The sequence below is a fragment of the Sedimentibacter sp. zth1 genome (assembly GCF_017352195.1).
GTDB lineage: Bacteria > Bacillota > Clostridia > Tissierellales > Sedimentibacteraceae > UBA1535.
In genome coordinates, this window is sequence record NZ_CP071445.1 from 787,952 (window position 1) to 814,470 (window position 26,519).

Here is a 26,519-nt window from a genome sequence, read left to right on the forward strand (position 1 = left end):
ATTACAAAATTAATGTAGTTTTCTTTTCGCTTCATAGGATAGCTTTATTTATTGAAATCAGAAAAGTCTGCTTCAAAAAGCAGACTTTTTCGACAAGCTGAGCCATAAACACTTTTGTTTATGGCTTTAATTATATAATTTTCAACTTTTATTCAAATATAGCATCAACAAACATTTCTGCATCAAATACTTGTAAATCATCTATTTTTTCACCGACTGCAATATATTTAATTGGAACATTTAATTCTTTAACTATAGGAAAAACTATACCACCTTTTGCTGTACCATCAAGCTTAGTTAAGATTATACCATCTATCTTGCATGATTCACTAAACATCTTAGCCTGAATTAAACCATTTTGTCCTGTTGTTGCATCAACAACTAGCAAAACCTCTCTTTGTGCATGACCATATTCTTTATCTACTATTTTAAATATTTTAGTTAATTCATTCATTAGGTTTACTTTATTGTGAAGTCTTCCTGCAGTATCACAAATTAGTACATCACTTTTTCTTGCTCTAGCAGCTTGAATTGCATCATAGATAACAGAACCTGGATCCGAACCTTGTTCACTTGCTATTATTTCAACATCAGCTCTATTACACCATTCTTTAAGCTGTTCTACTGCTGCGGCTCTGAAAGTATCACCAGCTGCTACTACAACACTTTTACCATTACATTTTAGTCTATGTGACATTTTACCAATAGAAGTCGTTTTACCTACCCCATTGACTCCTACAACCATAATAATTTTTTGTATTCCGTCAATATCTTCAACACCTATTGTATTACTCAACATATTAACTAAGTACTTTTTAATTATTCCTTTAATTTCATTAGGGTCTTCAATTTTATTTACTTTAACTTCTTCCTTAATATAGTCAATAATGTCCATAGTAAGTTCAACGCCCATATCTGATGTTATAAGTATTTCTTCTATTTCATCAAGAAAATCATCATCAATTTTAGTATATAAATTTAAAATATTATTCAATTGTGCGGTAAAATTATCTTTTGTTTTTGCAAGTCCCTCTCTAATTTTAGAAAAGAACCCTTTTTTCTCTTTTTTTTGAGTATTTTCTGTATCACTACTTATTGACTGTTTCTCAGCTTCAACCCTAGCAATTCTTTTTTCCTCTTGTTTCTCGGTTTCAATCTTAGCAAGTCTCTCTGCCTCTTGTTTCTCGGTTTCAATCTTAGCAAGTCTCTCTGCCTCTTGTTTCTCGGCTTCAACCTTTGCAAGTCTCTCTGCTTCTACCTTTTCAGCTTCAGTTTCACCAGTATTATTTTCTATAATTGGTTCTTCATTTTGTTTTATTTCTTCATTTTTATCATTATCTTTTTTCAAAATTCCAAATAATTTTTTTAACATTTTTTCCTCCGTATTTATTCTATTCCTGAAAGCTTCATAGAAACCAACTTTGTTACACCCTTTTCTTCCATTGTTGTACCATAAAGAGTATCTGCGTTTTCCATAGTACCTTTTCTATGAGTGATACATAAAAATTGAGTTTCCTTAGAAAATTCTTTTAAGTATTTTGAAAATCTATAAACATTTATATCATCAAGTGCTGCTTCAATTTCATCAAGAATACAGAATGATGTTGGCTTTGATTTTAATATTGAAAATAATAATGCTATTGCTGTAAGTGCCTTTTCTCCACCTGATAAAAGTGTAATTTTTGTTAATTTCTTACCAGGAGGTTGAGCAGCAATCTCAATATTACTATTTAAGGCATCCGATTCATCTTCTAAATAAACATCCGCCTTACCACCACTAAATAAATCTGAAAACACTTCATTAAAAATAACTCTAATTTTTCTAAACTCTTCAACAAACTGTTCTTTCATTTTAATTTCAAGCTCATTAATAACATCATTTAATTGTAATTTAGCATCTACCAAGTCCTGCTTTTGGGCTGTTAAAAAATCATATCTTTCTTTAACTTCCTTATATTCTTCAATAGAATTTGTATTGATGTCACCCAATTTTTTAATTTCTCTTCTAATTGCAGATACTTCAGTATTTATCTTATTATAGCTTATTTCTTCATTTTTATAAGGTAAAGCCATAGCATAGTTCATTTCATAGTCTTCCCACAAATGGTTTGAAATATCTTCAATCTTGGATGTTAATTTTTCGATTTTTATACCTAATCCATACTCATCATCTAAGCTTTCAGTTAACTTTTTATTTATACTATTCAAATTATTCTGTGAAGTATTAATAAATTCTTGCTTTTTCAAATGTTCTTCTTTATTCATACTATAGCTTTGTTCACTCTTATCAAGTTCTATTTTTATATTTTCGCATAGCTTAATTAGCTCTTGAATTTGATTTTTAGCAGTAGTTATTTCTATACCTGTATCATTTAAATAGCTAGATTTAATATCTAACATTTCTTTATTCTTAGTCAATTCTGTATTAGCATTATTGATTTTTTCTTCAGTAATTTTAATTTCCTGTTTAGTTGACATTAAATCATTGTTAAATTGATTGATATTGTCAATTAATTCATCATACATAAGTTTGTCTGATTTATTAGCATTTGCAATATCTGTGATTAAGCTTTCTAGTTTTTCAATATTGTCTTTAATAAACTCTACATTCTCATCAATTTGTTCAATTTCTTTTTCTCTCTTTTCATTTTCAGAAAATATGTATTCTTTATCTGAAATATATCTTTTTATAGTTGATTCAGTTTTTTCAATTTGATCTGTATATAAACTTATTTTATTGTCTAATTGCAAGCCTTCTTTTGTACAGTTTTCAATTTTAACTTTCAATGTATTAATTTCATTATGTCTGTAGCTTAAATCTCTTTCAACATTTCTTAAATCTTCATCAATATCAGCACATTTTTTCTTTAAATGTATAAGTCTATCTTGACATTCTTCAATTTCTCTTTTCCTGCTCAAAAAATTTTGACTTTTTCCACTTATATGACCACCTGTTACTGACCCACCTGGATTAATTACATCACCCTGCAAACTTACTATTTTAATTGTATTATTAGATGCTTTAGCTATTCTAAATCCATCCCTTATGTTTTCAACAATTATAGTTCTACCCAGCAAGTTTTTAATTATTTCAGAATAAGCATCATCTGTTTCTATAAGCTTATCAGCCGTATCAACAACACCTGGCATTGATAGATATTTAGATTGCGCATTATTTAGGCTTCTACTTTTTATAGTGCTAATAGGTAAAAATGTAACTCTGCCTATTTTATTATCTTTTAAATAGTTAATTATTGACTCCGCATCCTGGTTATTGTTTACTATAACATTCTGTATAGCAGAACCAAGTGCTATTTCTATTGCTGTTTCAAAATTTTTATCTGTTTTGATTACATCGGCTACTGTACCTAAAATAGATGCCCTAAATAAATTATTTTTTTTGTTTAAACTCATCAATGTTTGTACACTTTTGTAATAGCCCTCATATAGAGATTCCATATTATTTAAAAAACTTAACCTTGAGTTAGTATTATTCAACTCATTTGATGATGCTTTTAATCTATTTTCAAGTTCCTTTTTATCTTCTATTAAATTTTCTTGAAGAAAAGAATTATTACTAAAAGATTCATTGAACTGAATTAATTGCTGCTCATTATTCTTTTTATTTTGTTTAATAACATCAAACTCTTTTATTTTTTGAGATTTTTCGCCATTTTCAATTTCAATTTCTTTTTCAAATTGATTGATTCTTTCTTCATAATTAGCTTTTATGGATTCAATAGAGCTTTTATCACTATTAAGTTTATTGATTGATTTATGCATTTCAAACAATTCATTTCTTTTTTCTTCGCTTATGTTATTTGATGTTTCCATTTTAATTTTGAATTCTAAAGCTTCTTCATTTAATGAATTGAACTGCAAGTTTTTTTCTTCTATATTATTATTCAATACACATAAATTTTGTTTGTATTCATCAATTTTTATGTTTATCTCTTTTTCACGTTCTTTTAAAACATTTATTTCATTTTCTATTGTTCCAACATTTTCTGAATACAACAATATCTTTTCATTTTGAACACTAATTAGACTTTTTTTAGCTTCGTATTCTCTTGAAAATTTGTTTCTGCTCTTATCATATGTACTAATTTCTAATTCTATATTAGATAAGTTTTGTTTTTCTTTTTCTATTGTTTTTTCTAAATTATCCCTTAAACCAATGATTTCTTGCTTGTTCTTTATAATTTCATTTTTTTGATTCTCAAATATTGTCAATTGTTCTTTATTTTTTTCATATTCACGCACATAAAGATTCAACTCAATATTTTTTAAATTATCTTTCAAATCAATATATTTTTTTGCTTTTTCGCTTTGTAGTCTTAATGGTTCAACACGTGTTTCAATCTCATAAATTATATCATTTACCCTATCAAGATTATTATTAGTTTTTTCTATTTTTTTAATTGATTCTTCTTTTCTAAACTTAAATTTAACAATGCCTGCTGCTTCTTCAAATACTGCTCTTCTAACATCAGAGTTAGGACTTAATATTTCTTCAACCTTACCTTGTCCAATAACTGAGTACCCGTCTTTACCTATACCAGTATCTAAAAAAAGTTCTCTAACATCTTTTAATCTACATTGCTGCTTATTAATATAGTATTCACTTTCACCCGTTCTAAAAAGTCGTCTTTTGATACTAACTTCTTTATATTCTATAGGTAGTTTTCCATCTTCATTGTCAAATACAAGTTCAACTTCAGCATATCCAAGCGGCATTCTCTTTTCAGTTCCAGCAAAAATTATATCTTCCATTTTTGAACCTCTAAGAGTTTTAGGACTTTGTTCACCCAGTACCCATTTTATAGAGTCAGATATATTGCTTTTACCACTACCATTAGGACCTACAATTGCTGTCATTCCTTTTTCAATTATTATTTCTGTTTTATCTGCAAAGGACTTAAAACCATGTACATTCATCTTTTTTAAAAACATATTTTATTATCCTCAATTTTAAAAATATCGTATTACTTTTTTATACAAACTACTTTACTAAATTAAAAGCAGTTATATAGTCAATAAAGATATCATCTTTATTGATTTTTGCAATTTTTTCATTGTCATTATATATATTTACAACATCGTTTTGCTCTATTTCTTGAAGAAATATTCTTTTTATATTTAACTGCTGTTTAATATAGTTAAAGTTACATTTCTTTTGACCAATTACATAACTCATAAGCTTTTTGCTTGTTTCTATTTTTATATTTTCACCAAAATTAGCGGTTTTAAGCTTATTAACCATTGAATTTAAATACAATTTTTCTTCTACTAATTGTCTAAATGCTGGATGAAAAGGGCCTGCAATAATATCGTTATCTTCATTAATCGTATCTGTGTTTTGAAGTCCTATTCTAATAACATTTATGTTATTAACTGTATACAAAGAATAAATATATGTACTAAGTTTAACAGCATTTTCTAATGATAATGGTGTGTACTTATTCTCTTTATACATTTTTTCAAGTTCTGTTTCTTTAATTGTCAATGTTGGATATATTCTTACTATATTTGGATGCATTTCAATGGATTTTTTGCAAGTATATATATCTTTTTCAATACTGCTTCCAGGTAAGCCAGGCATAACTTGATGACCTAAAGTAAATCCATATTCTTTTATTAACTTACTTGCATTTATTGAATCATTTACTGTATGTCCACGATTGGATTTTATTAGTACTTCATCATCTAAGCTTTGAATTCCAAGCTCTATTATTTTAACACCATATTTTTTCTGTATTTGGAGTATTTCATTATCTATTGCGTCAGGACGTGTCGATATTCTAATATTGTCGAATATACCTTTTCTTTGATAATAATGTGCTGTTTCAAGCAATTCAATTTGTAAATTTTTATCTATAGCAGTAAAGCTACCCCCAAAGAATGCTAAATCACTATAGTGAGGTCTAGTTTTTATATAGTCTTCTACTATTCTAATAACATAATCCTTATTTACTTCTATATTTGTTTTTCCTGTTATTTTCTTTTGGTTGCAAAACACACAATCATTAGGACAACCTCTATGTGGAACAAAAATAGGTATAATTTTTTTTGTATTACTCATATATTTCTCCCAATCTAAGCAAAGATTTTTTTGCTGCATTTTGTTCAGCTGTTTTTTTACTTTTACCTACTCCACTACCAAACTTTTTCTTATTAACTAATACATCGACATAGAAAACTTTGTCGTGGTCGGGACCTTCTTCTCCAGTAACAACATATTTAATTCTATAATTTGAATTTTTACCTTGAAAATATTCTTGTAAGTATGATTTATAATCAGAAAAAATCTTTCCTTTAACTAATGTATCTATGCTTTCCTCAAGATTTGATAATATAAATTTGTCAGCATCTTCTAAACTACCATCTAAATATATAGATGCAATAATTGCTTCCATGGCATCTGCAAGTATTGATTTTCTAATTCTACCACCCGTAGCCTCTTCACCTTTACCAAGTACTAAATACTGTCCTATACCCAATTTTAAAGCAATTTCGTTTAGCATATCTTCACATACTACCTGTGCTCTTAATTTTGATAAATCGCCTTCAGGATAATTAGGAAATTCTTTAAATATATGTCTACTTACTACTATGCTCAGTACAGAGTCTCCTAAAAATTCAAGTCTCTCATTGTTAACTCTTTTATAAGTTTTATTTTCATTTGAGTATGAACTATGCGTTAAAGCGTTTTCTAGTAGTTTAATATTTCTGAATTTATATCCTATTTTGCTTTCAAGTTTTTCTATATTGTCAATTTTAACTTTCATAATACCGTACCTCCTATAATTATTGAAAAATGCCAACCATAGTTGGCATTTTAACTATAAAATAAATTTTATTTTTCTAATAAATTTGTTAAATATGTTACAACATTACCTACGGTTTCTATATTATCAGATTGTTCATCATCTATTTCTATATTAAATTCCTCTTCAAAAGCCATTACTAATTCAAATAAGCTTAGTGAATCTACATCTAAATCATCTTTAAATGAAGTATGTAATGTTACTTTATCTTCACTAACACCTAATTTTTCACATATAATTTCTCTTACTTTTTCAAACATATTAATCACCTCCTTGAAATACTTTCTCTAATTAAGTCTACTATAGAACTGTCCAAGATAGTTTTTGACTGTTTAATAGCATTTTTAATTGCAATACTATCAGAACTACCATGAGCTTTTATAACCGGTGCATTTACACCTAAAAGCATTGCTCCACCATATTCACCATAATCAAAACGCTTCTTGAATTTTCTAAGAGATGGTTTTGTAAGTAACGCACCAACTTTTGATATAAATGTTGATGTTAATTCTTCCTTAAGACTGCTCATTATAAATGAGGCTGTCCCTTCTATAGATTTAAGCATAACATTTCCTGCAAAGCCGTCTGCTACGATTACATCTATAGCTCCATCTAATGCATATCTTCCTTCAATGTTTCCAACAAAATTCAAATTCGAATTTTCTAACATAGAATATGCATCATTAGTTAGTTTATTTCCTTTACCTTTTTCTGCCCCTATATTTAATAGTCCTACACGAGGATTATCAATATTCATAAAGTTCTTAATATAAATGCTTCCCATTTCTGCGAAATCATATAGAAACTCGGGTTTACAATCTACATTGGCACCCGCATCAACTAAAAGAGAATATCCTTTAGCTGTAGGAATGAAAGGTGCTAGTGCTGGTCTTTCAAGTCCGCCTACTCTACCAATAATTACTGTTGCTCCAGTTAATAAAGCTCCTGTACTACCTGCAGAAACTATTGCGTCAGCATCATTATTTTTGACTGCATAAAGTGCTTTCACAAGTGAAGATTCTTTTTTTCTTCTTATAGCCTTAACCGGTTTATCATCATTTGTGATAACATCATCTGCATTTAATATGTCCAAATTACTAAAATCATTCGTATATTTCTCTATATTTTGTTTTAATAAATCCTCTTTACCTGACAATACAATGTTAACATTGTACTCATCTCTTGCAAGTATACATCCATTAACTATAGCCTCTGGTGCATTGTCACCACCCATAGCATCTACTATTATTCTCATTAGGTACCTTCCCTTATACTAAGATTTACATAAACAAGCTTTATATAATTAATGTAGTCAAAATTAGATTTTCCTAAATTTTAGTATACCCTAGTTAGTGTGTAATTGCAATAAAAAAATTACATTGGCAAAAATAAAAAAATAGTGCATATGCACTATTTTTTATCTACTATTCTACAGTAATAACTTCTTTACCATTGTAATATCCGCATTCACCACATACAGCATGTGGTCTTTTAGCTGCATGACATTGTGGACATTCCATAGTTGCTGGAATTGTCATTCTGCATTTAGCTGTTCTTCTCTTATCTCTTCTAGCTTTTGATGTTTTTCTCTTAGGTACTGCCATTGTGACACCTCCTTAATCTTCTAACAAAGTTTTTAATTTTTCTAATCGTGGGTCTATAACGAAATCATTACATTCACATTTACCTGTATTAAGATTTTTACCACATTTCGAGCAAATTCCTTTACAGTCGTCTTTACATAAAGCTTTCATTGGCATAGACAAATAAATTATTTGATTAACTGCATCATTTAGATCAATTAAACCATCTTTCATTAATATCTCTATATCCTCTGCTTCATAATCTTCGTTAATTTCATCAACTATAATTGCATTAAAATTAGCTGTAACTTTATTTTCAAATTCCTCTAAACATCTAGCACAGACTTCATCATAAGCATAAGTAATTTTTGCATTTAATGATACGTTCTTATCCACTTTATAGAACTTTCCTTCAAATAAAAACTCCTTATTTAACTTATTCGTCTCTAATAATTCTTTATCTGTTATAGTTAATGTATCATTAATATTCATTACTAAGTCATCAGATAGAAGGAATTTTTTTAAATTAATTAACATTATATCACCCTTTTTTGACTTACAAAGTAAATTATATGAGAATATGATTGTTTTGTCAAGAATTTATTTTACTAAAGACTTAGTTTCTCTTGCAATCATTAATTCTTCATTTGTTGGAATAACAAAAACTTTAACTTTAGAACCATCTTCAGAAATTTCAACTTCTTTACCACGAGTATTATTTTTATCGTTATCTATTTCAATTCCTAAGAATTCTAATCCTTTACAAATTTCAGCTCTTGAGTCTTTTGAGTTTTCTCCAAGGCCTGCTGTAAATACAACTACATCTACTCCACCCATTGCTGCTGCATAAGAACCAATATATTTTCTTACTGTATAATGGAATTTATCAAGTGCAAGTTGAGCTCTTTTATTTCCCTCTTCAGCTGCACCTTCGATATCTCTAAAGTCACTGCTAATTCCTGAAATTCCTAAAACTCCTGATTGTTTATTCATTAAGTTATTCATTTGTGAAATTGATAAATTTTTCTTATCCATTAAGAATGTAACTATAGCTGGATCAATATCTCCACATCTAGTTCCCATTACTAATCCTTCAAGTGGTGTTAATCCCATACTTGTATCAACAGATACACCATCTTTTATAGCTGTTACACTTGCTCCGTTTCCTAAGTGACAAGTTATGATTTTAAGATCTTTAATATCTTTATTCATCATATTACCTACTCTTTGAGCTACATATTTGTGAGAAGTTCCGTGGAATCCGTATCTTCTAATTCCTAATTCCTTGTATAATTCATAAGGAAGTGGATAGATAAATGCTTCTTCTGACATTGTTTGGTGGAATGCTGTATCAAACACACCTACCATTGGTACGTTAGGTAATAATTCTTTACAAGCATTAATTCCAATAATATTTGGAGGATTGTGTAATGGTGCTAAATCTGTACATTCATCCATAGCTTTTACAACTGCTTCAGTTATAACAACAGAACCAGCAAATTTTTCTCCTCCATGAACTACTCTATGACCAACTGCATCAATTTCGTCCAAATTTTTAACTGCACCATATACTGGATCTACTAATGCATTTAATACAGTATTGATAGCTTCTTTGTGAGTTGCTAATGGATCTGTATAAACCTTCTTTTCTTTTCCGATAGCTTCATGTTTAACTTGACTACCTTCAATTCCTATTCTTTCAGCTAAACCTTTAGCTAAAACTTTTTCATTTTTCATGTCTATTAACTGATATTTCAAAGATGAACTACCACAGTTAATTACTAAAATATTCATGTTAATCCTCCTGTAAAAAAATTATTAATAACAAATTAAATTTAATTAATTTTAGTTTTATATATACACAGTTTGCCAAAATAGAAACTGTAATATTTAATTTTACATAAACCCTTATCCCACTACTTAAAATATGTAATTTTTCCATTTTCTATACAAATAACATCACAATTATTAATTACATAGTCCCATGAATTTTCATAGCTTGCTATTTCTAATGCAATTATAAAGGATTGTATAATTCCACTATGTGTAACAATTATACTATTATCACAACAATTTTTAACAAACTCTATTACTCTTACAACCACATCATCAAGACTTTCTCCATCAACAAATTTATAATGCACACCCACATCAGCCCATTTCTGAGCTTCATTAGGGAACCTTGTCTTAATATCATTCCAAGTTAGATTTTCAAATATACCGAAATTAATTTCTTTTAATAAATCGCTTTTTTCAATATCTAATTTTAAAACATTAGATATCTCTAAAGCCGTATTATACGCTCTTTTCAATGGGCTAGAATATATTTTACTAATAGATCTTCCTTCAAATTTTTTAGCCATTCTTTGTGCTTGTAGAACACCTTCCTTAGTTAACTCTACATCATTAACACCACAATAAACTTTTCTAAAATTTCCCTCAGATTGTCCATGTCTAACTAAATATAGTTTCATAATAATATTACCTTTCCAACAATTAAGCTAAGAAACATAAAAACAATCTGTGAAATTTCTGCTACAAATCCACAAGTATCACCTGTCATACCAAAAATCTTATTTTCAATCCATTTAGACATAAAAAATACAATAATAAAAGTCAAAACAGTTGACAAAATATTGATTATGCAACCTTTTAACACTACGCATAAAATTAGTATTATACCTAGATTGATTAAAAGTTCTTTTAATTTAATAGATTCAACAAATATGGTTCCCATACCCAGACTTTTTTTAGCATATTTTTTCTTGTAACAAGAAACAACTACACTTACCTTTCCAACAACTGGTGTTAAAATCAGTGTATATATACTAACATTTGAAAAAAATATTAGTTGGCAATAAAGAATAAGTATTAAACTAATTACTCCAAATGCACCTATTCTTGAATCACTCATTATTTCAAATATTCTATCGCCTGTTCTACCTGAAAATAATCCATCTACAGTATCAGACGCACCATCTAAATGTATACCGCCTGTTATTATAATATAAATTGCGGTAATTATCAATCCTTTTATATAAATTATTTCTAAAAAATCACCAATGAAATACCCAATAGTTAAAACCAAGCCAATGATTAGTCCAATAAATGCATACAAGCATAATGCTTTTTTATATTCAGCTTCATTAAATTCAATTTTTTTTCCTATAGGAATCCTAGTAAAAAAAGATATAAGTACTAATAATCCTCTGAACAATGTATGTTAACCCCCTTACTTTTTAATTTCATAGGTATACCAGAAACTGTAAAGTACACATTATCTGATTCTTTAGCTATGAAGGCATTCATTCTTCCACTAATATCTCTAAAAAAGTTTCCCATATAATATGCTGGCACCACACCTAATCCTACTTCATTTGATACGATAACTAAATGTTTGTCCAAATCTTTACAAATATGTATTAAATCTAATATATCATGCTTAATGGTTGCTTCTAATTTGTTTACATCTTTCATTAAACAATTATCAAAATCAATTTTACTATCAACCATAAAATTGCAAATTAAAGTTGTTATGCAATCTATCATGATTGTATCTGAACTTAAAAAATCATTATTATCTATAAGAGTATTAAAATTTTTATAAGTTTCTATTGTTTTCCATTCATTTGGCCTTTGCTCTCTGTGCTTTTTTACTCTATCTGCCATGCTTTTATCAGTTACCACTGACGTCGCAATATATGCAATGTTTTTACCATATTCTTTTGCTTTATTTTCAGCAAATGAGCTTTTTCCACTTCTTGCTCCACCAACAACTAGCGTCACACACATAATTTACTCCTAATTCTGAATTTTTTCAATTAATTATAACATATATTAATTCTTAATTGTATGGTAAATTATATTTACTTTATGCTTGCATAAACACTTCTTTTACTTTATAATAAATATATACATACTAAAATTGAAAAACTTACTATCAAGGGAGAAAGAATTATGATTAATGTTTTTAATGTTACAAAAAAATACGGGAAATTAATTGCTAATAATAATATTAGTTTCTGTGTTGAAAACGGTAAAATTGCAGTTTTGCTTGGTCCAAACGGTGCTGGTAAATCAACAATAATCAAGTGTATATCTGGCTTATTAAGATTTGAGGGTGAAATTGATATAAATGGACATAAAAACAAAACAATAGAAGCTAAAAAAGATTTAGGTTATGTTCCTGAACTGCCTGCTGTATATGATTTACTTACTATTGAAGAACATCTGCAATTTATTGCAAAGGCTTATCAATTAACAGATTGGAAAGACTATGCTGATGAACTTCTAAAAAGATTTGAATTGTTTGATAAAAAAGATAAATTAGGAAAAGAATTATCAAAGGGTATGCAACAAAAGCTTAGTATATGCTGTGTACTTTTACATAGACCAAAAGTAATAATTTTTGATGAACCAATGGTTGGACTTGATCCTCATGCTATAAAAGAACTTAAGAGTATGTTTGTAGAATTAAGAAATCAAGGTGCTTCTATATTAATTAGTACTCATATGTTAGATAGTGTTGAAAATTATTGGGATGTTGCTCACATAATGATAAACGGCTCTTTTGCAGCTACTAAATACAATAAAGAGAATGATTCAGATGACGAAACTTCTTTAGAGGAACTATTCTTCAATATAACAGAAGGGAAGGCTGAATAATTTTGAGAGCTCTACTATATCTTGTTATGACAAGAATTAAAAATATGATAAAGGATTGTAAAAAGCACCCTTCAAGATTAATATTGCTATTATTTTTTATTGCTATGATGGTGATTGTAATAATTGGTGCTTATAGTAGTCCTACAGAAGTTAATGAACTTAGAGATATAAATGAAATATTTGCAATTGTATTTGCATTTTACGGCTTTTTATTTTGTACAACTATAATGATTGGTTTTTCATCAGGTGCCTCATTTTTTAAAATGGCTGATATAAATTTGTTATTTCAAACACCCATATCAACTAAAAGAATTCTGATTTATGGCTTGTTTAGGCAGTTAGGAACATCTATTTGGGTTGGATTCTTTATATTTTTTCAATACTCAATTTTACATAATACATATGGAATCAATTTTTTGGGACTTTTGTCAATTTTTATAGGTTATTGTTTGATTTTCTTTTGTAGTCAACTTACTGCAATGGCTATATACTCATATACATGTAACGATGATAAAAAGAAGAAAATTTTAAAATCAGTAATTATTGGTGTACTTTCAATTATATTATTATATATATTTAAAGACTTATTCTTTACTTCAACAAATAAACTTCAAGCAATAGTTTCAAGTGTTAACGCTAAGTGGCTAAATTTTATTCCTATTATTGGTTGGCTTAAGGCTTTTGTTGTAGGTATAATATCTGGAGATATAATATATTTAATTGGGGGTATATTGGCAACACTTGCTTATGTTGCTCTATTTGTTTATATAGTTTCAACTATGAATTCGGATTATTACGAGGATGTTTTGCAAGCAACTGAAGTTTCATATTCTGCTATCACTGCAGCTAAAGAAGGTAAAATTAAAGAAACACCTCATAAAGTTAAAACTGGAAAGACAGGTTTAAAACGAGGCAATGGTTCAAATGTATTCTTCTACAAGCATATGCTCGAAGATAGAAGATCTGGTATATTTTTATTGGATAGAAATAGTTTGATATTTATTGTAGTTTGCATAGGTTTTGGCTTTTTTACAAAAGAATCAGGAAGTATTTTACCTGCATTTGCATTTGCTACTTATATGCAATTATTAACTAGTTCATTAGGTAGATGGGTCCGAGAATTAATATATCCTTATATTTATTTGATACCTGATAATGCTTTTAAAAAATTAATTTGTATTACAAAAGAAAATATGTTAAAAATAGTATTAGAAGCTATATTGATATTTGTACCATTAGGCATAATATTAAACGCATCAGCATTAGATGTTTTAGCATGTATTTTAGCACGTATTGGATTTGGAATGTTGTTTATGGCTGGAAATATCTTGATTGAAAGATTATTTGGACAAATAGTTAATAAAACACTTATAATTTTCTTGTACTTTATAGTAATGATTGTTCTAATGCTTCCGGGTGTTTTAGCTGGTGTATTTTTAGCATTAAGATTTAGTGAAGAGTTAATTCCAATAATTGTTATGGGATGTATGTTCATATGGAATGTAATAGTAGCTTCTGTTATCACATACTTCTGTAAAGATATATTGAATTATGCAGAACTAAACAATAGATAGATAAATAAATTTGGAGTAAAATAGAAATATGAAAACAATTGGAATAGTAGCTGAATATAATCCTTTTCATCTTGGACATAAGTACCAAATAGAAAAGGCAAAAGAATTATATAATTGTGATAGAATAGCAGTTGTTATGAGCGGAAACTTTGTTCAACGTGGAGATACTTCCATAGTTGATAAATACACTCGTGCTGAAATTGCAGTTAGAAATGGCGTAGACCTTGTTATTGAGCTACCATTCCCCTACTCATGTCAAAATGCAGAGCTTTTTTCATTTGGAGCTATAAATGAATTAAAAAAGCTGAATGTATCCGCAATAAGCTTTGGATGCGAAGATACCAATATAGACATGTTAAAAAAGATTGCAAATATACAAATCAATAACAACGACGAATACAAGACCATTTTAAGAGCAAATATATCAAATGGATTATCATATCCTTTTGCAGTAAACAAGAGCTTAAATACCATTTTAAAGCTTGATGATAGCAGTTGTGAAATAACACTTAGCCCCAACAACACTTTGGCCTTAGAATATATCAAATCATGTAAACTATTAAATTTTGATGTTGACTATGTTCCAATAAAAAGACATATATCTCAACACAATGATTTATCTATAACCCATAGTTTTGCTAGTGCAACTGCGATAAGAAATGAGCTGTTATTAAATAATTTTACAAAATTAAAACACTCTATACCATCTGTAACTTACACTGAACTCAAAAAATATTATATAAAAAATAAGCTGTTTAATTCATTAGATAATTATTTAGAATTTATGTATTACAAAATTATTGCTACTGGTAAAGATGATCTAAAGAAAATTTATGATGTAACAGAGGGTTTAGAAAATAAAATATTTGATAATGTTTACAAATATAATAACCTTAATGATTTTATACTATCAATTAAGTCTAAAAGATATACCTACGCAAGAATTAGAAGAATCTTACTGAATATTTTACTTGATATAAAGTATAAAGATATTGATTTTTTAAAAGGATATAACAATAATTATGTTAAAACATTGGCTTTTAGTGAAAATGGAAAAGATATAATTAAGCAAGCCAAGGAAAATGGGACTACAGTCATAACAAAGTATTCAGATTATAAAAGAAATGGTATAGAAGCTAATAATGATAAAATATTTGAATTAACAAACAAATCAAGCAATTTATATTATTTACCATTTAGAGACAGAAATAATTACCTTAATAACGAATATTATAATAATGTTATATATATAAAATAACTATCATAAATGCACCTCATTTTAAATATAAATATTTAGGAGGTGTTTTTTTATGCTTAAGAAAAATATAGCGCCTATTTTTGCATTAGTTTTAATTATAATATTTTTCATTCAACCTGAAATAGTTAGAAGTGGTGCTATTGCCGGTATAACTCTATGGTATAAGAAAATTTTGCCATTCCTATTTCCTATGTTTATTTTGTCAAATATTTTATTGCAATACAGCCTTTTATATGAATTGCTTGAAAAAGTATCTAAAATATCTAAAAAACTTTTAGGAAGCGCCTTTGCAATAATTCCATATATTATAGGTATTATATCTGGTTATCCATCAGCCGCAGTAGCTATAGATTCAATGGTAAAAAGCAATAGCATCAATCAATCCGAAGCAAACTATTTATTATATTTTACCAATATATGCAGTTTTCAGTTTATATCAGCAGTTGTTGTAATGTCTATGCTTGAAGATAAATCATTATTAATTTATGTTACAATACCCCATTTTATAGGGGCTATTGTGCTGTCAAGTTTTTTTAAAAAAGATTTTTATATAACAACAGGTACAAAAAAAAGAAACATTATAAAACATGTTTCTTTCAATAAAGCATTTAGCAATGCTATAACTAAATCAATCATTAGTATTTTAACTATATGCGGCGTAATCATTATTTTTTCAATTATATCTGAATATATATTAACATTTATTCCTACTACGTATACATCAAATATAACTGATATTTTTATTGGTTTAATAGTAGGAGCACTAGAAATAACCAATGGATGCAATGTTGTTAGTTCATCATGTTTGCCTATTGAAGTTAAGTTAATACTAATAAATTTTTTGATTAGTTTTTCAGGATTTTCAATAATTTTCCAAACAATAACAGTCGTAACAAACTTTGAAATAGGTATTTTAAAATATATAAAAACTAAGTTTGTTTATGGTATAATATCTGCATTTATAACAGTTTTAATGCTAATTATTATGTAGTTATTGTTCGTAAGTCTTTAAAAAGCTTAACCAATCACACTTCAAATCAGTTAATCTTTTTTTGTAAGTATAATTATAATCGTAGTTAGATGATACTAATATTTCATATTTGTCTATACCATATGATTTTTTTAAATATGTTTTAAATGACTCATCTAAAACAAAAAAGTTTTTATTCTTATTAGCTCCGTCTATATCATTGTATGATTTAATAGTACCTACTTTTTTAATAAATCTTTTATTATTAACTAAATCTCTTGAAATAGAAAATATATCTTGATAATCTTCAATAAATCCTAACCAATCACTTTTCAATTCCTTTAATGATTTATAATATATATTTAAATATGCGTTTTCAACATTATCTGTACTATATACTTGCATAAATTTATCCATACCATACTCATTAATTAAATATCTACAAAATGAATTGCTTAAAACATAAAACTCTTTTCTCTTTTCAATCATGACATTACCATATGCAGACCCTATTCTATCAATAACATCTTTATTTTCATTTACTATGTACTGTTTTGATGAAGTAAAAATATCAATACCATAATTGTAAAGTGTTACGTTTAAACCTATTTCATCTTGAATATAATATGCTAATCCTTCTGTTAGGCTCGGTGAAGAACTTCCATCTGTCACAATATTGGTTAAATCATGAGCAAGTGTTAAAAAATTATTGTCAAAGATATTTCTATTTTGGTAAATTGTTAATTTTAAATAAGTTTGTATGGTAGAAATGTTTTCATTATTATCATTAAACCTTACATTAATATAAGGTTCAAAGTAATAATCTTCTCTATATTTACTTTTGTGCAATTGTAACCAATTAGGCTTATCAATTATTTCAGCAATTTCGTCTATATAGTTATCTATCGAAACTAAAAAGTGTGAAACGTTTTTATATCCACTCTTAACTGAATAGGCATTATTCCAGTCATCTATGTTGATTTTTGCATATTTAGAAAAACAAAAATTATTTTTTTGAACAATATTTGAGTCATCAAAATATATATTGTTCAAATTATCACTGTTAACTAAAGCAACAATATATTCATCTACCCTGAAAATCGCCAATAATAATGCTAATATTGCTATAAATATTAATATATAGCCTTGCTTTTTTTTCATATTTAACCTCCTATTCAAAGATTTAATAATAGTGTACTATTTACATTTTCACAAGTCAATATAAGTTTATATTTTAACTAATACATATAATTATCTCTTAATTATCTTAAACTAATATTAAACTATTATATTAAAAAAAAAATCGCTTTTTAGCGATTTTTATATAATTACATATTTTTCAATTCATTTCTGTTATCTTCTACTACACTATGTAAATAAGATATATTTTCTTGTAATTTAGACAATAAATTATCACTGTATTCTACTGAATTTATTTTCATTTCATAAGCTTTATTTTCAGCTGATTTTATAATTTCTTCAGCTTTATCATATGCCATTTTTACAATTTCTGTATCGTCTAATAAACCATCTTGTTGATGTCTTGCTTTATCCAGCAATTGATCAGCTTCAGTTTGTGCTTCTGATAAAATTCTTTGTCTTTCCTTAGCAACCCAGTTAGCTTGATTCAACTCATCTGGAAGTTTTAACCTAATTTCATTAATTATATCTAATATGTCTTCTTTTTCTACAATAATCTTATTTGATAATGGAAATTTAGAAGCCTCGTCTACTATGTCTTCTATTTTTTCTAAAAGAACTAAAATATCTATTTTAACTCCCTCCCTATTTTATCTTTAAGTGCAATGGCTACATTTGGTGGAACTAAACTCGATATATCTCCTCCGAACATTGCTACTTCCTTTACAATACTTGAACTTATGAATGAGTAATCTGGTGAAGCTATCATGAAGAATGTTTCTAGTTCTGGATACATATGTTTATTTATAGACGCAACCATCAATTCATATTCATAATCAGAAACAGCCCTTAATCCTCTAACAATAAAATCTATTTGATTTTTCTTAGCATAATTAACGACCATATCTTCTGTTATATCAACTACAACATTATCTAAATCAGTTATTGCTTCTTTAATAAGCTTGCATCTTTCATTAGCTGTGAAAAAATGTTCTTTAGACTTATTATTAAAAACTGTTACAACCACACATTCAAATTTTCTAGAACATCTTCTTATTAAATCAAGGTGTCCATTAGTTATTGGATCAAAACTACCAGTATATAATACTTTCATGCTACTCCTCCGAAAATTTAATAATACCAATTTTCGTTATGCCATATATTTTCTCTTTATATTCTAACACACTTGGTATACCATATTCAAACATTTTTTCTGTTTTTTCGCACTCAATTATTAAAGTGCCGTTTTTATTTAAAATTTCATTGTTTAAAACTAAATCAATAACCTTTTGAGCACAATTTAGATGGTAAGGTGCATCTGCAAATATGTAATCAAACTTAACATTACATCTAGTAAAATAGTTGATTGCTTTTTCGTAATCATTTATGTATACCATTGATTTATCTTCTAATTTACATAAAGCTATATTTTTTTTCACAAAACTTATACTTTTATGAGATATATCTGTAAAGTGACACTGTTTTGCACCTCTGCATAAAAATTCTATACCAACATTTCCTGTGCCTGCAAATAAATCTAGCACAACGCTATCTTCATCAATATATCCTAACATATTAAAAATTGCTTCCTTGATTTTATCAGATGTTGGTCTAACTGACATATCCTTAGGTGCAAATAATTTTTTCCCTTTATTGTTTCCTGATATTACTCTCACTTAGTCACTTCCTCAAAATTTATATCTAGTTAAATACAATGTTTTCTTTATCAAATAATTTTAATATTTTATCTTTTAACGCTTTGTACTCTTCACCAATTAATGATGGATTATGAGTTAATAGGTCTTTAGTTAGTAATTGTACGTTTTGAACAATTTTGATATCTTGAATTAAATTCTCAATATTGTATTTTTCTACTCCATGTTGCCTTGAACCAAAGAAATCACCCGGTCCTCTAATTTTTAAATCTTCTTCAGCTATTAAAAACCCATTGTTGGTATCTTGTAATACCTGCATTCTTGCTTTAGAATGTTTCGATTTACTTTCATTTACAAGTATACAAAAAGACTGATATTGGCCTCTACCTACACGCCCTCTTAATTGGTGAAGCTGCGCAAGCCCAAATCTTTCAGCATTCAAAATTAACATTACAACTGAATTAGGAACATCTACACCAACTTCTATAACCGTAGTTGAAACCAAAACATTTATTTCTCCATTATAGAATTTATCCATTATTTCATCTTTTTCTTTATTAGTCATTTTACCATGTAGTAATCCAAGATTAAATTCCTTGAAATAATCATTTTTTAATTTTTCATATATTTCAGAAGCAGAATCTAGTTCCATAGTTTCTGATTCTTCAATTAGTGGAGCTACAATATATGCTTGCCTACCTTCATAGATTCTCTTTTTAATAAATTCATACGCTTCTTCTTTATCATTCCCTTTTATAACTTTTGTTATAATTTGTTGTCTGTTTGGTGGCATTTCATCAATGATAGAAATATCTAAATCCCCATATATCATCAATGCCAGCGTTCTCGGAATAGGTGTAGCTGTCATAACAAGTATATCTGGATTTTTTCCCTTGTTAGAAAGCATTGCTCTTTGCCTAACACCAAATCTATGCTGCTCATCAGTTATTGCCAATCCAATATTATTGAATTCTACATTTTTTTCTATTAATGCATGTGTACCTATCAAAATATCAATTTCATTATTCTTAACCATTCTAAGAATCTCAGTCTTTTTCTTTTTAGTAGTTGAACCAGATAAAAATTCCACTTTTAAGCTAATTCCACTTTTATCTAAATATTCTTTGATAGTTTGATAGTGTTGCATAGCTAAAATTTCAGTAGGCGCCATCATAGATGCTTGATATCCTGATGAAACAGAAATAAGCATAGCAATTATAGCTACAATTGTTTTACCAGATCCAACATCACCTTGTATAAGCCTATTCATAGGTTTATTTGATTGCATATCTAATTTTATTTCATCAACAACTCTAAGTTGGGCATTGGTTAACTTAAAAGGTAAATTAGAAAACAATTTATCAGACAAAGAAGTATTTGTTTGTACTATTCCTTCACCACTCAGATTAAGTTTGCTTTTTATGCTTAACAAACCTATTTCCAACACTAACAACTTTTCAAAAGCTATTGTTTTTTTTGCCAAAGTATATTTTTTACCATCCGGTGGGAAATGTAAATACCTAATCGCATCTTTTTTATTTAACAAATTATATTTATCAATTATTTCATTTGGTAATATATTTTCTATATAAGCACTATAATCTCGCATACATTGCATAATTAGTTTTGTAAGCTCATTATTAGTCAATGAATTAGTTAATGCATAAATGGGCATAATTCTGCCTGATTTTACGCTTTCATTTACATTCTCAATATCCGGATTAATCATTTCAATATTACTACCAATTCTTTTGCATTTTCCGAACAAATAAAAATACTGGTTAAGAATAAGCTTATCAAACAAAAAATCTTGATTAAAAAACGTTATAGTAATATAGCTTGTATCATCACTAGCTATAACCTTAATAATGGACATTTTTTTGTTAACTTTCCTGATAGTTGGTGGTTTTAAAATTTTTACCCTCAATAAAACCTTAATATCATTTTCAACATCAATTATATTGGATATTTTTCGTCTATCCTCATATTTCGTTGGAAAATAATTCAATAAATCTTCTACTGTGTAAATATCAAGCCTATTTAATTTTAAAGCTCTTTTGGGACCTACTCCCTTTAAATACTTAACATTAGTATTAATCATAACTAACTCCATCAACATATTGCAAAAATGCCAAATAAATCAAGCATTTAGCAATATATAAATTTTATTCAACAGCTATAATGTAATAATATAGCGGTTGACCACCATACACAATTTCAACATCACAGAAATCAATAATTTCTTCAACTTTACATTTTAAAGATTTAGCCTCTTCTTCTTTTAACGTATCACCATAGAAAATTGTTACAAGAAAATTATCATCTGAAACCATCTTCTTAATAAGTTCAAGAGTTTGTTCTTCAATATTAGCTCCATGGTTTACTATATTTTTATCAAACAATGCTATTATGTCATCTTTTTTTATATCAAAACCATTCATAGATGTATCTCTAACCGCATATGTTACTTGACCAGTTTTAACATTTTTAATTGCCTCTTCCATTTCTTTCACATTATCTTCTATATTTGATTCCTCATTAAAAGCAAGCATAGCACTTATACCTTGAGGTATTGTTTTAGTAGGTATAACATGTAAATCTTTTTCAGATAAATCTTTTGCTTGTTGTGCAGCCAAAATTATATTACTATTGTTTGGCAATATAATTATATGCTCAGCATTTAATTTATTAACTGCTTCAATTATATCTTCAGTACTTGGATTCATTGTTTGACCACCTGATATAAAGTAGTCAACATTCAAGTCATAGAACACCTTTTGAATTCCTTCACCAAATCCTATTGAAATAAAAGCAAATTTTTTCTTTTCTTTGCTAACAACTGGTGCTTCTTTAATTTTTGCTCTAAATTGCTCTTTCATATTTTCTATCTTAATATTCATAATTTCACCAAATCTAACAGCTTTGCTAAGTATTAGACCCGGGTTATTAGTATGAATATGTGTTTTTATAATACCATCTACTCCAACACAAACTATTGAGTCACCTTTATCCATGATAAATGGCAAAAATTCTTCATGACTTATTTTAGCATCTTTTATCATAAATTCTGTACAATAAGTAAATAAAATTTCATCTTCACTACCAAACTCAGATACTTCGGCTTGAGTTTCAACCACTTCGTTAGTGTTTTGTTGCTTCACTATTTCTACTCCTTTAAGAGCAGCTAATGCACCTTCTAATAAACATACTAAACCTTTACCACCTGCATCAACAACTTCCGCTTGCTTTAATACTGGTAGCAAATCTGGAGTTTTATCCAAAGTTATTTTAGCTTGTTTAATTAATTCTTCTAAGAATAGTATCATATCTGAATACTGATCACATATTTCTACTGCTTTTTCAGCAGTTTCTCTTGCTACAGTAAGTATTGTACCTTCAATTGGCTTCATAACAGCTTTATACGCTGTATCTGATGCATTTTTAAAAGCACTTGCAACAATGCAAGGAGTCAATTGATTAACATTATTAACACCTTTAGCAAAACCTCTGAATAATTGAGATAATATTACCCCAGAGTTACCACGAGCTCCCATCAAAGAGCCTTTTGCAGATGCATCAGCTAAATTTTGAATACTACTTTCTGTAAGATTATTTATCTCTTTAACAGCAGATTGAACTGTCAAATTCATATTTGTACCTGTATCACCATCTGGAACAGGAAAAACATTTAGCGAATCTACTAATCCTCTATTGTTTTCAAGATTAGTCGCCCCTCCTAAAATCATCTTTTTTAACATAACATTATCTATATAATTAATTACCATTATAGCCTCCCAAACTATTTTTGAACCCTTACACCTTGAACAAAAATATTTACTTTACTTACATCTACTCCCACTAAAGATTCAACATTATATTTAACTTTTGATATAATATTTTCAGCTACAACTGATATTTTTACACCAAATTGTAATACGATATATAAATCTATAGCAATTTTATCATTTTCTGAATCTACTTTTATTCCTTTAGATAATTGATCCTTTTTTAAAAGTTCAAAGAAGCCTTCTGTAGCATTCTTAGTTGCCATTCCCACTATTCCATAGCACTCCATAGCAGCCATTCCCGCAATACTCGCAATAACTTGATCGTCTATTGATATATTACCCAATTCATTAGTAATTTGTAATGACATATTTAGTACCTCCTATTTATATTAATTTTATTTTTTACAATTTTATGTCTTTTATCATTATATCATAAAAAAATAATTATGAAAATATTATATAAAATTAAATTACTTATTGCAATATATATATTTTAATGTTAAAATAAAAAAGCTTGATTTAATACAATACTAATTTACATAAATTTATATATAATTTAAAATTATTGATTTTTAATGGGAATTAGTATAAAATAATATTATTATAATAACTTTGCTTAAATAGGAGGTGTGAAAACATGGCAAAATTCTGTGAAATCTGCGGAAAAGGAAAAATGTCAGGTCATACTGTAACTTTCTCAGACAAAAAAATAAATAGAACTTGGAAACCAAACGTAAGAAAGATTACTGTTATTGAGAACGGAGTATCTAAGAAAAAATATGTTTGTACAAGATGCATGAGATCAGGTAACGTTGTTCGTGCTATATAATTAATTTTTCAATAATGGCCTTGGCCATTATTTTTTTATAAAAAATTAGTGATTTAAAATAATTTTACTAATGTACAACCTAAAGCTATCAATAAAATGCCTAGAATAAACAACCAAATTCTTAAAGGTAAAATTTGTACAACAATAATTGCACCTATTACTGCCACCATTATCCCTAATATACTTGTAAAGCGAAATCTACAGCATCCTTTTTTATATCCAAAAAAACCCATATAGTCATTCTCCTCATATAATTTTTAATTCATTAATATAAAATATATAATATATAGTATTCAAAATTATACAAATAATGCTTATCTATATAATAATAATAAGAAAAACCGTTTACAAAGTAAAAATACTCTATTAACGGTCTATAATTTTACATTTTTAACAAACACTTATTGAATGAGATTGTAGTAGACTAATAATTTTTCAAAATCAATCTCGCAAAAATTATAATTTCTTTTTATACTGATAAGAACATATATTATTTGGGAAACAATCTAATACTGAATACAACTCATACCCTTGGCGTTTATAGAAATTAGGAGCTTGAAATGAAAATGTGCTTGTAATTGAATAAATACAACCCGCTTCCTTGCCAAGCCTTTCTGCTTCATTCATTAATCTATATCCAATTCCTTTTCCTCGATATGCTTCAGCAACCCAAAGAACATTAATGTCCAAACACTCTAAGTACGTTTCACACATGATACCACCAATCACGTTACCATCTTTGTCACGACAAACCAAATTAACATTAACACCTGGCTTTAAAAGCAACCCTTCGGTTGCGTCAATATTATATTGCAAAAGCCCATGTTTGCACACAATTTCCTTCAATTCTTCATCAGTACATTTATGGTCAATATATTCTAAAAACATTTTTATAATCCTCCCTTAATGAATATTTATCATTTTAATTCTTTCTTTATAATCCGGCATATACTTTTCTATTTCTTTATAAAAAATTTTGCTATGGTTTTTTATTTTAATATGAGCTAATTCATGCACTACAACGTAATCAATAAATTCATTAGGCATATTAGCTAATCTATATGAAAAACAAAGACTATTTTTGTAGCTACAGCTACCCCACCTTGTTTTTGCAGATGTTATTTTAATACCAGTTGGATTTACATTCATCATTTTACTGAAATACTCAACTTTTTTTGGTATGATTTTTTTAGCTAAAAGCTTTAATTTCAGTATTTCTTCAGTTGTTAATTCTTTGAAGTCATTTTTTGAAATTTTGTTTTTCATTATTACTAAGTGTTTTTCAATCCATTTATTATTTTTAAGCACAAATTTTTCTATATCCATTGTAGACATTATAATTGGTGCTCTAACAATAATTTCAAGACTTTTATTGATAGATAACTCTATAGTTTTTCTATTTGAACGTATTAGTGTGTAATCATATTTTTGCATTAATGTGCACCTCTAAGTAACATTTTATAGTATTATTGCTTAATAGCTATTATCTTCCCATTTCATTATTAGCGAATAATATAATTGATGATGCAACTATACCTGCTGTTTCAGTTCTTAAAATTCTCTTACCAAGAGTTACAATATCTGCTCCGATCTCTTGAAGCTTAGCTATCTCATTTTCATCAAATCCGCCTTCAGGACCTATTATAATGTAATATTTGTCTTTTCCTGATGTTAATGCTTCTTTTAACGTCTTATTACCTTCTAACTCATATGGAACTATAATTTGAGCATTCTCGTCCTTTATTTTAGCAATTAATTCTTTCAAAGTCATAACATCAAATACATTAGGAACTATATTTCTTTTACTTTGTTTGGAAGATTCATGCGCTACCTTTCTCCATCTTTCTAGTTTCTTTAATTCTCTAGATTTATCATTTAATTTCACAACACATCTCTCAGTAATTAAGGGAATAAAGCTTTTTACACCAACCTCTACATTTTGCTGTATGATATCTTCCATCTTAGCTTGTTTAGGCAAGCCCTGTACTAAAGTAATATGAATATTTGATTCATTATTTATATCTGTTTTATGATTAAATTTACATACAATTTCGTCATTAATAAAATCCAATATATTATAAACATATTCAGCTTCTTCTGTAACAATGGCAACCTCTTGACCAATTTCAGCACGCAAAGTATTTTTAAGATGTTTTGCATCAGTACCTTTTATATTAACTATCTGATTAATTATTTTGCTTTCATTAGTAAAATATCTAAACATTTTTCA

The 26,519-nt window shown here is 27.7% G+C and carries 28 protein-coding genes; 5 read left to right on the top strand and 23 right to left on the bottom strand.

Translation table 11 applies throughout. The features are described from left to right. Nucleotides 1-148: 148 nt before the first annotated feature. The 12 genes from ftsY to cobU all read right to left on the bottom strand — a co-directional run bounded on the left by ftsY (nucleotide 149) and on the right by cobU (nucleotide 12,202). Entirely contained in the window at nucleotides 149-1,372 is a 1,224-nt protein-coding gene (gene ftsY, locus JYG23_RS03810) for a signal recognition particle-docking protein FtsY (RefSeq protein ID WP_207237195.1), read from the bottom strand. Nucleotides 1,373-1,386: 14 nt separating this feature from the next. Then, the gene (smc, locus tag JYG23_RS03815) at nucleotides 1,387-4,953 is read right to left on the bottom strand and encodes a chromosome segregation protein SMC (protein WP_207237196.1); all 3,567 of its coding nucleotides are present in this window, start codon (nucleotides 4,951-4,953) and stop codon (nucleotides 1,387-1,389) included. A gap of 49 nt (nucleotides 4,954-5,002) precedes the next feature. After that, complete coding sequence (locus JYG23_RS03820) at nucleotides 5,003-6,082, bottom strand: elongator complex protein 3 (protein ID WP_207237197.1); 1,080 nt, start codon at nucleotides 6,080-6,082, stop codon at nucleotides 5,003-5,005. After that, nucleotides 6,075-6,788 carry a ribonuclease III gene (gene rnc / locus JYG23_RS03825; protein ID WP_207237198.1) on the bottom strand — a complete coding sequence of 238 codons (714 nt, stop codon included), beginning with the start codon at nucleotides 6,786-6,788 and terminating at the stop codon, nucleotides 6,075-6,077. Before rnc ends, JYG23_RS03820 begins: the two co-directional genes overlap by 8 nt. Before the next feature lie 68 nt (nucleotides 6,789-6,856). Beyond that, on the bottom strand, nucleotides 6,857-7,087 hold the full coding sequence (gene acpP, locus JYG23_RS03830; RefSeq protein ID WP_207237199.1) for an acyl carrier protein: 231 nt from the start codon (nucleotides 7,085-7,087) through the stop codon (nucleotides 6,857-6,859). Between the two features lie 5 nt (nucleotides 7,088-7,092). Further along, a complete protein-coding gene (gene plsX / locus JYG23_RS03835; RefSeq protein WP_207237200.1) occupies nucleotides 7,093-8,082 on the bottom strand; it encodes a phosphate acyltransferase PlsX in 990 nt (329 codons plus the stop codon). A 169-nt stretch (nucleotides 8,083-8,251) separates the two neighbouring features. After that, complete coding sequence (gene rpmF, locus JYG23_RS03840; RefSeq protein WP_207237202.1) at nucleotides 8,252-8,431, bottom strand: 50S ribosomal protein L32; 180 nt, start codon at nucleotides 8,429-8,431, stop codon at nucleotides 8,252-8,254. A gap of 12 nt (nucleotides 8,432-8,443) precedes the next feature. Beyond that, nucleotides 8,444-8,947, bottom strand: coding sequence for a DUF177 domain-containing protein (locus JYG23_RS03845; protein WP_207237204.1), 504 nt, complete (start codon nucleotides 8,945-8,947; stop codon nucleotides 8,444-8,446). Nucleotides 8,948-9,010: 63 nt separating this feature from the next. Next, nucleotides 9,011-10,204: an acetate/propionate family kinase gene (locus JYG23_RS03850; RefSeq protein ID WP_207237205.1), complete on the bottom strand. Its 1,194-nt coding sequence runs from the start codon at nucleotides 10,202-10,204 to the stop codon at nucleotides 9,011-9,013. A gap of 122 nt (nucleotides 10,205-10,326) precedes the next feature. After that, complete coding sequence (locus JYG23_RS03855) at nucleotides 10,327-10,884, bottom strand: histidine phosphatase family protein (protein WP_207237207.1); 558 nt, start codon at nucleotides 10,882-10,884, stop codon at nucleotides 10,327-10,329. Beyond that, the gene (gene cobS / locus JYG23_RS03860) at nucleotides 10,881-11,627 is read right to left on the bottom strand and encodes an adenosylcobinamide-GDP ribazoletransferase (RefSeq protein WP_207237209.1); all 747 of its coding nucleotides are present in this window, start codon (nucleotides 11,625-11,627) and stop codon (nucleotides 10,881-10,883) included. The genes JYG23_RS03855 and cobS overlap by 4 nt, the downstream gene beginning before the upstream one ends. After that, nucleotides 11,609-12,202 (bottom strand): bifunctional adenosylcobinamide kinase/adenosylcobinamide-phosphate guanylyltransferase, encoded by a 594-nt coding sequence (gene cobU, locus JYG23_RS03865; RefSeq protein WP_207237211.1) that lies wholly within the window; start codon nucleotides 12,200-12,202, stop codon nucleotides 11,609-11,611. The genes cobS and cobU overlap by 19 nt, the downstream gene beginning before the upstream one ends. A 165-nt stretch (nucleotides 12,203-12,367) precedes the next feature. Here cobU and JYG23_RS03870 point away from each other — a divergent pair, with 165 nt between their 5' ends. The 4 genes from JYG23_RS03870 to JYG23_RS03885 are packed head-to-tail and all read left to right on the top strand — an operon-like array spanning nucleotide 12,368 to nucleotide 16,898. Next, a complete protein-coding gene (locus JYG23_RS03870; protein ID WP_207237213.1) occupies nucleotides 12,368-13,075 on the top strand; it encodes an ABC transporter ATP-binding protein in 708 nt (235 codons plus the stop codon). 26 nt (nucleotides 13,076-13,101) lie between these two features. Continuing rightward, complete coding sequence (locus JYG23_RS03875) at nucleotides 13,102-14,649, top strand: putative ABC exporter domain-containing protein (RefSeq protein WP_207237215.1); 1,548 nt, start codon at nucleotides 13,102-13,104, stop codon at nucleotides 14,647-14,649. A gap of 28 nt (nucleotides 14,650-14,677) precedes the next feature. Beyond that, nucleotides 14,678-15,907, top strand: coding sequence for a nucleotidyltransferase (locus JYG23_RS03880; protein WP_207237216.1), 1,230 nt, complete (start codon nucleotides 14,678-14,680; stop codon nucleotides 15,905-15,907). Nucleotides 15,908-15,959: 52 nt separating this feature from the next. Continuing rightward, entirely contained in the window at nucleotides 15,960-16,898 is a 939-nt protein-coding gene (locus JYG23_RS03885) for a hypothetical protein (RefSeq protein WP_207237218.1), read from the top strand. Here the strand turns inward: JYG23_RS03885 and JYG23_RS03890 are convergent, their stop codons facing one another. The 7 genes from JYG23_RS03890 to JYG23_RS03920 all read right to left on the bottom strand — a co-directional run bounded on the left by JYG23_RS03890 (nucleotide 16,899) and on the right by JYG23_RS03920 (nucleotide 23,828). Then, complete coding sequence (locus JYG23_RS03890) at nucleotides 16,899-18,038, bottom strand: hypothetical protein (protein ID WP_207237219.1); 1,140 nt, start codon at nucleotides 18,036-18,038, stop codon at nucleotides 16,899-16,901. Between the two features lie 167 nt (nucleotides 18,039-18,205). Beyond that, on the bottom strand, nucleotides 18,206-18,508 hold the full coding sequence (locus JYG23_RS03895; RefSeq protein ID WP_207237221.1) for a hypothetical protein: 303 nt from the start codon (nucleotides 18,506-18,508) through the stop codon (nucleotides 18,206-18,208). Between the two features lie 137 nt (nucleotides 18,509-18,645). Next, nucleotides 18,646-19,131, bottom strand: a complete 486-nt coding sequence (gene coaD / locus JYG23_RS03900; RefSeq protein ID WP_207237223.1) for a pantetheine-phosphate adenylyltransferase — start codon at nucleotides 19,129-19,131, stop codon at nucleotides 18,646-18,648. 1 nt (nucleotide 19,132) lies between these two features. Continuing rightward, nucleotides 19,133-19,693 carry a 16S rRNA (guanine(966)-N(2))-methyltransferase RsmD gene (gene rsmD / locus JYG23_RS03905; RefSeq protein WP_207237224.1) on the bottom strand — a complete coding sequence of 187 codons (561 nt, stop codon included), beginning with the start codon at nucleotides 19,691-19,693 and terminating at the stop codon, nucleotides 19,133-19,135. A 25-nt stretch (nucleotides 19,694-19,718) separates the two neighbouring features. Continuing rightward, on the bottom strand, nucleotides 19,719-21,773 hold the full coding sequence (gene recG, locus JYG23_RS03910; RefSeq protein WP_242631627.1) for an ATP-dependent DNA helicase RecG: 2,055 nt from the start codon (nucleotides 21,771-21,773) through the stop codon (nucleotides 19,719-19,721). 64 nt (nucleotides 21,774-21,837) lie between these two features. Further along, nucleotides 21,838-23,457, bottom strand: a complete 1,620-nt coding sequence (locus JYG23_RS03915) for a DAK2 domain-containing protein (protein ID WP_207237225.1) — start codon at nucleotides 23,455-23,457, stop codon at nucleotides 21,838-21,840. Between the two features lie 14 nt (nucleotides 23,458-23,471). Beyond that, nucleotides 23,472-23,828, bottom strand: a complete 357-nt coding sequence (locus tag JYG23_RS03920; protein ID WP_207237226.1) for an Asp23/Gls24 family envelope stress response protein — start codon at nucleotides 23,826-23,828, stop codon at nucleotides 23,472-23,474. 269 nt (nucleotides 23,829-24,097) lie between these two features. Between JYG23_RS03920 and rpmB the strand changes: the two genes are divergently transcribed. Beyond that, entirely contained in the window at nucleotides 24,098-24,289 is a 192-nt protein-coding gene (rpmB, locus tag JYG23_RS03925; RefSeq protein WP_207237227.1) for a 50S ribosomal protein L28, read from the top strand. A gap of 53 nt (nucleotides 24,290-24,342) precedes the next feature. On the opposite strand, the gene JYG23_RS03930 is transcribed toward rpmB, so the two are convergent. The 4 genes from JYG23_RS03930 to JYG23_RS03945 form a co-directional block, all read right to left on the bottom strand. After that, on the bottom strand, nucleotides 24,343-24,522 hold the full coding sequence (locus JYG23_RS03930; RefSeq protein WP_207237228.1) for a hypothetical protein: 180 nt from the start codon (nucleotides 24,520-24,522) through the stop codon (nucleotides 24,343-24,345). A gap of 223 nt (nucleotides 24,523-24,745) precedes the next feature. After that, the gene (locus tag JYG23_RS03935) at nucleotides 24,746-25,177 is read right to left on the bottom strand and encodes a GNAT family N-acetyltransferase (RefSeq protein ID WP_207237229.1); all 432 of its coding nucleotides are present in this window, start codon (nucleotides 25,175-25,177) and stop codon (nucleotides 24,746-24,748) included. A 15-nt stretch (nucleotides 25,178-25,192) separates the two neighbouring features. Then, a complete protein-coding gene (locus JYG23_RS03940) occupies nucleotides 25,193-25,723 on the bottom strand; it encodes a M48 family metallopeptidase (protein WP_207237230.1) in 531 nt (176 codons plus the stop codon). A gap of 49 nt (nucleotides 25,724-25,772) precedes the next feature. After that, nucleotides 25,773-26,513: a 16S rRNA (uracil(1498)-N(3))-methyltransferase gene (locus tag JYG23_RS03945; protein ID WP_207237231.1), complete on the bottom strand. Its 741-nt coding sequence runs from the start codon at nucleotides 26,511-26,513 to the stop codon at nucleotides 25,773-25,775. Nucleotides 26,514-26,519: the final 6 nt, after the last annotated feature.